Annotated in this window: 10 protein-coding genes and 1 pseudogene; 2 read left to right on the top strand and 9 right to left on the bottom strand. The window is 58.5% G+C overall.

All coding sequences use genetic code 11. The features are described from left to right. Positions 1-1862: 1862 nt before the first annotated feature. The 8 genes and pseudogenes from BRAGE_RS0133925 to BRAGE_RS57240 all read right to left on the bottom strand — a co-directional run. Entirely contained in the window at positions 1863-2330 is a 468-nt protein-coding gene (locus BRAGE_RS0133925) for a low affinity iron permease family protein (protein WP_347336550.1), read from the bottom strand. Between the two features lie 569 nt (positions 2331-2899). Then, positions 2900-3076 (bottom strand): hypothetical protein, encoded by a 177-nt coding sequence (locus BRAGE_RS56160; protein ID WP_167336538.1) that lies wholly within the window; start codon positions 3074-3076, stop codon positions 2900-2902. A gap of 284 nt (positions 3077-3360) precedes the next feature. After that, the gene (locus tag BRAGE_RS0133910) at positions 3361-3600 is read right to left on the bottom strand and encodes a hypothetical protein (protein ID WP_027565142.1); all 240 of its coding nucleotides are present in this window, start codon (positions 3598-3600) and stop codon (positions 3361-3363) included. Positions 3601-4073: 473 nt separating this feature from the next. Then, on the bottom strand, positions 4074-4289 hold the full coding sequence (locus BRAGE_RS0133900) for a hypothetical protein (protein WP_027565143.1): 216 nt from the start codon (positions 4287-4289) through the stop codon (positions 4074-4076). Positions 4290-4463: 174 nt separating this feature from the next. Continuing rightward, on the bottom strand, positions 4464-4688 hold the full coding sequence (locus BRAGE_RS50545; protein ID WP_035730370.1) for a hypothetical protein: 225 nt from the start codon (positions 4686-4688) through the stop codon (positions 4464-4466). A gap of 393 nt (positions 4689-5081) precedes the next feature. Then, complete coding sequence (locus BRAGE_RS50540; RefSeq protein ID WP_035730367.1) at positions 5082-5261, bottom strand: hypothetical protein; 180 nt, start codon at positions 5259-5261, stop codon at positions 5082-5084. 63 nt (positions 5262-5324) lie between these two features. Further along, on the bottom strand, positions 5325-5540 hold the full coding sequence (locus BRAGE_RS0133885) for a hypothetical protein (RefSeq protein WP_027565144.1): 216 nt from the start codon (positions 5538-5540) through the stop codon (positions 5325-5327). Between the two features lie 391 nt (positions 5541-5931). Further along, positions 5932-6194 (bottom strand): annotated as a pseudogene (locus tag BRAGE_RS57240) (hypothetical protein); the annotation flags it as partial. 171 nt (positions 6195-6365) lie between these two features. On the opposite strand from BRAGE_RS57240, the gene BRAGE_RS0133870 reads away from it, so the two are divergent. Next, a complete protein-coding gene (locus BRAGE_RS0133870) occupies positions 6366-6596 on the top strand; it encodes a hypothetical protein (protein ID WP_027565146.1) in 231 nt (76 codons plus the stop codon). Positions 6597-6790: 194 nt separating this feature from the next. Here the strand turns inward: BRAGE_RS0133870 and BRAGE_RS0133865 are convergent, their stop codons facing one another. After that, positions 6791-7546, bottom strand: a complete 756-nt coding sequence (locus BRAGE_RS0133865; protein WP_027565147.1) for a ThuA domain-containing protein — start codon at positions 7544-7546, stop codon at positions 6791-6793. A gap of 322 nt (positions 7547-7868) precedes the next feature. On the opposite strand from BRAGE_RS0133865, the gene BRAGE_RS50535 reads away from it, so the two are divergent. Beyond that, positions 7869-9845 carry an adenylate/guanylate cyclase domain-containing protein gene (locus BRAGE_RS50535; RefSeq protein WP_051378234.1) on the top strand — a complete coding sequence of 659 codons (1977 nt, stop codon included), beginning with the start codon at positions 7869-7871 and terminating at the stop codon, positions 9843-9845. Positions 9846-10067 lie beyond the last annotated feature (222 nt).

The raw sequence follows: 10067 nt of genomic DNA, 5'->3' as shown, positions 1-10067 counted from the left end.
GCCGTCCCACAACTCCACGGCCAGCCCGGAGCTGGCGAAGTGCCTGGCGCGTTCCTTTGCAGCTTCGTCATTTTGCGACGATAGGTGCGCGCGGTTGATGATGTGGCCTTCGTTGTCGAGGATGAATACCCTGTAATTATGGTGCACGGATGCACGCCAATTGCTCATTTGTCACCCAGAAAGTCGGCGTGCATCGCGAGGCAGCCGCTCGCTTATATTGTTGTAAAAATTCCTATGCAGGGTGAAAAATTTAGAGCTACCCAGATCGGGAAAAAGTGGCAATGGGAACTGCGCTTTGCTGCGTGTTTATCGGCGCAAGCCGCTAGTTACCCAGAGCCACATCCAGCCAAGGAAGAAGAGAAACCGGCCGCCGGGTAGGCCGGTTTTGGAATCGCAGAAACAGGTGGCCTTGGCGGGAGGAAAATCGCACAAAGGTGCCTTCGTCTTGAACGGCGCACAGTCACTATCGTACTTGGCCCGGACCGCAGCCGATGCGCGCTCGTAAGCGCGCATGGGCATCGCCCTTCCAAGCGAGGATGGCCATCGAGCCAGCAACACAGCCCCAAAGCAAAGAAAGAACCATTCAAAGCAGCAGCAAACGCCTCGCCGGATTCATGGTCTCCTCGACTAAGAATGGAGGAATGCGGTTCTTAGATGCCAGGCTAAGCTCGGCGCCCAAATTCGGCCCATCGTCGGACCCAAACCTTTCCGCCACATGATTACGCACGCAAGTACTCTTCCGCGCTAAGTGACCAAGTCGGGCAGTTCATCGGGAAGCCTTCGCGCTCCATTAGACGTACCAAAGTTGCGAGCTGTACCGGCACGACATACTCACCAGGCCTCCAAGACCGCACGCTGCGCGGCGCGGCAGCAATGCCACGGACAAAGCTCGATTGATTGTAACCAAGTGCGATTAGAGCGGCGGCGAGCTGCTTTCTGCAGCGCTGCGGCGGCTCATCCTCGTGCGGAGCCGCACCCTGTCAACTCGGAGGCGGACAATCGTGACGCCGGTATGTATCGGAAAGCGGACGACCGCCCCGGCCAGGCAGGGGACATGCTGCTGAAGGATGTAGGCCGCGGCCGCGACTGGAGGTGCTTGGTCGGTTGCACCAAGCAGAGGTGTGGTTTGAATGGAGTAGCCCTTTCCGCCGACGAGAGCACCTGCCGCTTATAGAGAGGGTCGCGAGCGCTCGGATGGGATCAGGTGAATCTGCCGCAGATTGGGAAGGTGCGGCTGACGACGGGCGAGATAGCGGTGCCGAACGAACGCGCCCGCGTGGGCGTCCCCTTCGACGCCATGGCCTTCCACCAGGGGATCTGATCCTGTGACGGCTTGCTGAAGTGGTGACCGCGATGCAATCCTGTTACTTGGATCGTTTACTGCGCCGGTCGCTTTGCTGCTGGCTTGCACGAGATGATCGCCTCCACCTTCCTCAGCGTCTCTGCAAACTCAGATTGGAGAAATTGTTCATGTTCTCGGTCTTTCGGCTCAGAGAGGAACGCGACCTTCACGAGGAAACGGTTTAATAGCGACGCAATGGCAAAGTTGTCCGAGTGTTGCGAACGGAGTGCCGTGAGTTGCCGACGCATCTCAAGGAGATCGAGGGCGCCGCTGTCTGACTGCCTTTTCAAATGAAACTCGCGAGATGCCTGCAATCAAACGAAGCCGCCGCGTTGAGTATGACGGCTTCGCCATCGGGGGACTCGGACCATGGGCGATGTCCGGCCGTGAGAAGCTAACGCTCCGCAGCTTCGCTGCAATCAAAGTCTGGAATTAAGCTTGATGTCGCGGTGTCGGGTTAATTCCGGAACCGCGACGGTGAGCATTCAACGCGACCGAGTTGTTTAAATTAGACCGCGGCTCACGATGCACGCACCTCTGCTCGTTCCCGCTCGACTTCCTCAGCGTCCTTGTCATCGATATTCATAAGCGAGTTTCTGGCGTCCGCATGAACTTTCAGGAGTTCGTCGAGCTTGGCATGAATAGCTCGCGTGTCGCGATGCTCGGCGCGCTGGATCACGAGGGTTCCCCAGGTCACGAGAGTGGCAAGCGAATGCCACTCTAGGCTCTTGCCGAAGGCCATCCAAAGCGCGGCATAAACGAGAAACACGACGAACGCGGCTGGCCGTGCAGCCAGCACGCCGATATTGGTCAACCAGCTTCGGACTTCCTTCAGGGCCATGGCAATCAACGTGGCGCTGCTTTTGTCGGTTCCACGAACCTCTACAGATCGCGATCCATTGCCGTATGCCGGCGGTTCTTCACTTTGGTCCAATGCTTTCGGCGCCCGAACACGCGGTAGGTTCCTGAGCCAGAGCGAAATTTCCATGGCCGCGCCTGGGAATGGAGCGTGACCTTGAGCGGTTCATTGCCTTCCAACCAGCGAGGAAGGTCATGACGACGAAGACGAAAAAGGAGCTGGCGGTTTTGACCCTGAGTACATTGGCAGCTCTGCCGGCATTCGGCGCTGTTGGCCTTTTTATGTTGGGCGTAATTGCTTGGTAATGTCGGTTGGCTGGAGGCCACGCGGGCCCATGCCATCAGAAAAAAACCGGCAACGGGTGCGAGCGGAAGCTGAACCATCATGCCGTCAGCAAACGCCAATGCCGTTGTAGGGGTCGTATTGGTCGCGGCGCTCCTTTATCTGATTTTGCGCACTAATTGCCCGCGGCCGAACGACGCCGGATCGCGCCTCGGCACGTTCAGCCAATGGGCGCGCTGCACGCGTTAGTTAGCGCTTGCTCTTCGGAGACGCTCCGCAGAGCTCTGAGCGCTCCGTTCCATAGAAGGCCCTATCGCAGTGATCGACCGGAAGCGGCCTTGCTAAATAGACTTTGCAGCTGCTGCTGCAACAGCAGACGGCTATCACAATGTTCATGTGACGTTGCGGACGAAAGGTTACGCGGCGAGATCGAAGGACGCGATCAGGGCACGCACATCATCAGCCAGTTCATGATAGTGCCGGCTAGCCCGCCGGTACAGATCGCGATTGCTTCCTTCCGATTTCTTGGCAATTTCCTCGCACTCGGCGGCGAGGCACTCAAATCGATCCAGTTTCGCCTGAAAAGCACTCATGAAAAAGGCCTCTCACATTGGTGATCCGACGTTTAGCCGCAGCGATCGGCGAGAGTAAACACAATTCGATGCTGCGCTGCGGCGGCTGATGGTTCTCAGCCACGGGGATCGGGTCGGCACTTATACCGGCCTGGCGCGGGTCTCCCTCGCGCCAGATAGGCGGCGAGCAGCCGCCGGCTGAAACAACTCTGCTATTGTTGACGGGGTTCCCGCGTGGGCGCGATCGGGCACCGATCCTTTGCCCATCTAGCGACCGCCGACAACAAGGCCCCAGAAAAGTGCCTTCAGTTATGCTCAGCTCTTTCTCCGGCAACTGAGCCCGGCGGCGGCTTCAATTGCTCCATACCTGCTTCAATGATCGCGAGTTCGTCTTGGACATCCTGAATGGCCTTCGCGGCATCGACGCTAGAGATGCCGCGAAGGTCGTCGAACATTTTGCGCCGGTGTGCAAGCAACTCGGAAAGCGCTCGTTCGTCTCTTGCGGTGACGTATCCGGCGACAATCAGCTCCATCGCTTTCGACATTTGGATCGCTCCTTGGCGCCGGTTAATTCCTGGTCTTTGAAAGGTGGACGGCTGAGGTGTGGCTGCGCCGTTCCTTTGCTTCGGTGCTGAGGCGCGGGACCGTTGTGACAATCGCCGCAACGAGCGCGATCCAGAAACAGACACCGAAGATGTACAAAAGCAATTTGCGCATATCGCTTTTCGCGCAGAGGGACGGAGCCGACGCGCCGAATATAATGGCGCGCCGACTTCGCCACGGGGCCGGACGAGCAACATCCGGTGGCGGTAAACCTAGCGGAGCCGGCTGCCGTCGCAACCAAAGTGGCGAATTAAGCTTGATGTCGCAGCTACAGGTTAATTCTGGAACTGCGAACTTGATGCACGACAGTTCTTGGTACGTGCGTGATCTGATGACCGACAAAAGCGCCGCGAGCGAAGGCTTGTTTTGATTGAGACTAACGAGCGCGCACGCAAGCGGCGCGCGCCGCCTACTCCTATTCAGGGCCGCCGATGTCAAACGCGCCGAGGCGAAAATCCTCGTCGGACTGCTCCACCATGGAGCCCGCGATCAAAGTGAACGCAGCTTCCGGGTAGCGAGCCCAGACTTCGATGTCCTCTGACGTGACGGTTAGGTGTCCGAAAAAGCACCTGTATCGGCCCGGCTCAGTCACCCGGCCGATCTTGTCCCACGTGATCTTGTTAACGCGCATCTCTGTCGATCAAAAAAAGAAGCCCGCTCACCAAGCGGCGAGCGGGCTCCTCATGCCCATGTGTATCGCCCTGTCCGGTAAGTGAGGCGCTATCAAGCATCATAGAGACTGGTTTCCAACCGGTTACAAACGCGAAATGAGCCGATCAAACTGAGGCGAACTCACTGGTCCCACTCATTGTGAGGCAGTGCCCCGGGCGGTGGCTTGAGTTTCTTCGAGGCCAGCTTCGATCAGCGTTAGCTCTTCTTGGATCGCTTTGACCGCGTTTTCAGGATTGATGCCTGACAAGCCTTGCAGCTGACCGAGGACCTTGCGGCGATGCGCCAGCAAATTCGTCAGGGGGCGCCGATCGCGCACCTTGACGTAGCCAGCGACGATAAGTGCCATGGCCTTCGACACCTGAGCTTCCTCATGCAGTCGCTTCTATTCAGGGGTCCGTTGCGGGCATTGTACAGTCGGCTTCAATCGCGGCCGGCTGAGTGCCGCCAGTCCGGCTTCGGTAATTCGATACTCGACACCGGCTTTGGACGATCGTGTCTGCATCCATCCGCTGCGGACAAGGGTAAGCTTTGTTCCGGGTCTGTCGTCCAATTTCGAGCTCGCTACCCATTCAAGGTCGCGCAGCCGATCGAGAAATTGTCGGTGGTGCTGGTTAAATGTCGGAGGGCGTTTCGCCTTTCCTTGGAGGCTTCGCACGATGTCTCCTAGAGAGCGTTCTGCTTCTATGGGCGTGCAAGATCGCATAGCAATGTTGGTGATGTGTTTGCCTTCGGGAAAGTTCGGCAATGTCTTCTAAAACCTGTCTGGACTATTCTCGAGGCAATGGACCACGACGATATACCTGCGGGGTTCGCGGTCAGTGTGCTCCTCGGCGGTCTCGGTCCATGCCCGGCCAAGGTGGGCGCCGAAATCATCGAGCACGAGATAGATGTCCCGATCGGAGCCGGGCACAATCGAGGGCGAGATACGCATGACGCTTGCTCCATCAACCCGCTAATCCAATCGGGTCGCACCGAGTGCGCCAAGGTCGCCGTTTCAGGGTTGAAGTCTTGAAAGCAAGCGCTGGCGATCCTGATTGCGGCGCCGCTGCTCTGCGCGCAACCGTTCGAGTTCGGCTTCAGCGTCGGCGGTGTCCCCCTTCTCTCGCTTCAATGCGAAAACGAGCGCCTCTTGCTCCGCGAGCCGACGTTCGCCTTCAACGACTTCGCGCTCGACTTGTCTCAGTTCGTCCCATATCGCAGTCTGGTCCATCGCGAACCTCGGACGGCAAAGGAAGGAAGACGGCCCCGGCGGGGATGCGATGATGGGGATTGAACCGGGGCCGCTCCACCAGCTCTTAAGCCAGCGAAAGAAGAACCGCCGTCGCGTTTGCCAGTTCCTATTGCCCGGAGAGCAGGTCTTCCCTTCGGATCAGGCGCACGTAGGTGCCGCTCTCGTGCAGCTCAAGCCAGCCCTTCTCGATTGCATACTTGATCCCAGCGCCGAACTCTGACCGCTGGCCTTGAGCGTGAAGAGGAACGGCGCGTTGATCTTCTCGATGTGGATGCGGCCGTTTTGGACCGGCGCAATGCTGGCGGCGAGTTCGATCAGCTTGCCGCGGTTTCGGGGTCGGCGAAGGCCCGTTCATCGGTCAGTTTCAACTTCAGCGCTCGCCCGGCCACCAGATCGACGGCGGGTCAGTGGCTGAGATTCTTGTGGTCCGCAAGGCCACCAAATGGCTGCGCTTGAACGGCCGTTCTTGGCGATCAGAGCACTGCCGACAACGCATGTAGCGCTCCAGCTCGTGAATAGGGGCGGTCTTCGCGCGCCTGACTCCAGCGCGACGGTCTGGTGGGCGTCGCAGCCCAGGCACTTCACCTCCAGATAGTGCTAGCCGGCATTGAGAGCGTCACCGAGCATCGCGGACCGTCAGCGCAAGGAAATCCTCCAGCTCCAGCGGGCCGGGATAGGGACGGCATCGGCCGAAGCCCTCCTCGCGCGGATGCAAGCGAAGGTGGATGAACTCTGTGCCCAGCGGGATGAGAAGAAGAAGGCTGAATCGCGCGAGATCAAGCCGCGGGTGCTCGGGGGGCGGAAATGGTGAGAGTTCATCCGCAGTATTTCTCGGACTGGGACAACCCGCCCGAATACATCAAGGCGTTGGAACTGGTGAGAAGGCTCGGCACCCTTGAGGGCTGGTGTCACGACCACGTCCTCGCCATCCAAGTCGCCATCGACCAGTACGCCGAGGCCGCGCTAGGCAACCGTGAGTTCTTCCTCAACAAGCCGTACGGCATCGGGCCTCGGAGCCAGACTGATATCCCGTAGTTATTTCTTCTCGGCCTGACCGTGGTTCGTGCCGCTTTCCGGTCCGATGTAGATGCCGGTACGCATGCACTACTCGCCGTCGCAAAGGCTCTTGTTGATCCGCTTCACCACGCAAACAGGCGAGCGGCATTGTCGATAGCCGCCACAATATTTGCCTGTAGGAAAGGCACAAGCGGCATAGCAATCCGGTTGCACTAGGCCGACCTTCTCGTAGACCAGAGGATAGCGTTAGTGAGGATTTTCTGGCAGCGAGGGTCCTGCCAGACCGACGCCTCGTGGCCAAGCGCCGAATAGAATACTCGCCCCTCGCCGTAAAATCGTTTCCAGGCGAGCGGCCAACCATAGAAGCGTTGATGCACACCGGCCTTATTGAGGTCCACCGAACTTTGGTCGAGCCGCAGGAGCACGCGTGATCCACGATAGTCGAAGTCGCTAATCTGGTAGATTTCATCGGTCAACTGCAACGAATTTCCCAGAAACGCCACCAGTGGATCTGCAACATCAGCCACCTCGATGGTCACACCCTGATGCCAGGGATGACCGTTGAAGTAGCCGCCGATCAGATCGAGATAGTCTGGCCAAGTGTAGAATGTGTCCGTGGCCGAGTGGACGCCGAGAAAGCCACGGCCCGAGCGCACAAAGTTGAGAAGTGCTAGCTTTTGGGCGCCGCTCATCGGAATTTCACCGCTTGTGTAGAACATCACAGCGGCGTACCGCTCGAGGTTTCCGGTCGAAAATTCAGACAAGTCTTCCGTTGCGATGACTTCAAAGGCACCGGAATTCCTTCCAAGCTGCGTCAGGATTGCTTCGGAAAGTGGTATCACGTCGTGCCGATAGCCGGCCGAGTATGTGAAATAGAGGACACGTTCTGGCGGGCGCTCTGCACGCGCGCCGAGCGGTCGGATTGCCGCCGCGCTGCTGACGAGTGCGATGAACTCGCGTCGCGTCACAGTCCTCTCCCGATGCTTAACCGGCCAGAACAGCTTAGCACATATCAGCGCGCCGCGCGCCAAGCGGCGCCACTCTACGCCCGCGGTTCAATTGATAGCCTCGACTTGGCAATGTCGCTTAATGGCCCATCGCTGCCGCATCACACGACCGAGGATATGTCGGCTGTCAGGGGTCGACCGGGCCTAACTTAAGCGGGGCCAGACTGTCGCGATTGACCGGATTCGAACATTAGCGGCGCCAGACTATCAATTCGACCACACTGACCCGCGGCGCATGTGGTAGCTTACCCTTGGCAGAAAGGCTTCGGAATCGGGGACTGCTATGCCTGAAAGCCAGTTGCGCAGGCTCACAGCCATCCTGGCAACCGATATCGCCGGGTACAGTCGCCTCGTCGAAAATGACGACGAAGGTACGCTGGCCCGGTGGAAGGCACATTGTCACGAGCTCATCGAACCTAACATCAAGGAATTTCACGGGCGGATAGTAAGGGTCATCGGGGACGGAGCAATCGTAGAATTCGCAAGCGTGGTGGACGCTGTGCGGTGTGCCGTTGAGATACAGCGCGGAATGGCCGCACGCAACGCTGACGTGCCGCAAGAAAAACGAATCGTGCTCCGTATGGGCATCAACTTCGGAGAACTCATCCTTAATGGCGGCGACGTTTGGGGCGATGCTGTGAACATAGCGGCACGTTTGGAGGCGCTGGCGGAGCCTGGGGGCATTTGCGTTTCCGGCAGGGTACAGGAGGACGCCCGGGGCAAGCTCGACGTCGTCTTTGAGGACGCGGGTGAGCAGCAGCTAAAGAACATTGCACGGCCAGTGCGCATATACCGCATAGGCATAGGTTCGGGGGTGTCTTCTCCTCCGGTCATCCGGCGGAAACCGGGCGCCGCCAGATCCAGGCTGCGGGTGGGCCTAGTCGCGGTCGCACTGCTTTTCCTGCTGGGCGGTGTCTGGCAACTGGTCTTCCACCCGTTCTCTCTATCGCAGGTATTCCCCGAGGTGCAGACCCCAGCTCTGCTCCCTGACAAGCGCTCTGTTGCCGTGCTCCCCTTTCTCAACATGAGCAGCGACCCTGACCAAGAGTATTTCAGCGATGGGATGACCGAGGATCTCATTACGGACCTCTCCAGGCTCGAAGGGTTGGTCGTCATCGCCCGCAACTCCGTTTTCACATTTAAGGGCAGGGCGGTCAAACCAGCCCAAGTGAGCCGAGAGTTAGGGGCACGATACCTCGTCGAGGGAAGCGTGCGCAAAGCCAGCAACCGAGTTCGGATCACGGCACAGTTAATCGACGCCAACACGGGTTATCACATGTGGGCCCAGTATTACGACCGGGACTTACAGGACGTCTTTGCCGTGCAAGAGGAGATCGCCCGGAGGATCACGAGTGCGTTGGCAGTGACGTTAACAAACGAGGAGGATAAGCACATGGGACGACCATACACGAGCAGTGAGGTGGCTTGGGAGTATTTCATGCGCGGGGCAGAGCTCTATCGACGCTTCACACCCACGGACAATGCGCATGCGCGGGACCTTTTCGAGAAAGCTATTGGCCTGGACCCGGAGTTTGCAAGGGCGTACGCGAATCTGGCCTCCACCCATCGGACAGATTCCAATGGGAGTTGGACTCAGGACCCCGAATCTTCAAAGGAGCTGGAATTTCGCATGGCGCAAAAGGCGGTTGAGCTGGCGAGAAGGGAGCTCGAACCTAAACCTTCGTTGCCATTTGCTCTCGAAACAATGGGCCGGTGTCTCTTGTACAGAGAGAGACAACAAGAGGCCCTTCAGGCGGCAGAGGAGGCGGTCCAACGCAATCCCAACTACGCGGATGGCTATTCCTTATGGGCGCAAGTGCTGGTCTATTTGGGTAAACCGGAAGAAGCGCTTCGCAAGTCGCAAGCAGCTATCGACCGCAATCCCATATATCCGTTCTACTACGCCTTCTACCGCGGCCAGGCTTATTACGTCTGGGGCGTCCTGACCTCAGCACAGGACCCCAACGCCAGCAGGCAACGTTTTGAGGAGGCCGAGACACACCTTCGGGAGGCCCTCAGCAAAAACGAAAATTTTAGGCCGGCCCGCTCGTACCTCGTGGCTGTCCTCAGTGAGCTTGGTCGGCAAGACGAGGCGGCGCAGGAGATGAACATATCCTTAGAGAAAGGTGAGCCGTTGGCCAAGATCTTGAAGGGTGGCAACCAGCAGCTCGTTGAGGAGCATATCCGCAAGCTAACCCCATATACAAATCAAGAGATCAGAAACCGCCTTGCGAAGGCCTGGCGGGAGGCGGCGAGTTGAAGAGGGCTCCACAAGCATAGAAAAGGTGCCCCGAGCTGTAAAACGGCGTCAACTGCCCGTTCAGATTCGCCAGGACGTCAAACACGTTGGCGATGGTTTTCGGCATGTCCCGCTGACAGCTCCGGTAAGGGTTACATCAACCCTGCGAGCAGGCTGCACTCGTGGTTTGTTGCAGCGCATGAGTCCGTTCATGGCCCATCAGCGAAGTTGCGCCTCGGCTGA

Source organism: Bradyrhizobium genosp. SA-4 str. CB756 (assembly GCF_000473125.1).
In the GTDB taxonomy this organism is placed as follows: Bacteria; Pseudomonadota; Alphaproteobacteria; order Rhizobiales; family Xanthobacteraceae; genus Bradyrhizobium; species Bradyrhizobium arachidis.
This window is presented reverse-complemented; position numbering and strand designations above follow the sequence as displayed.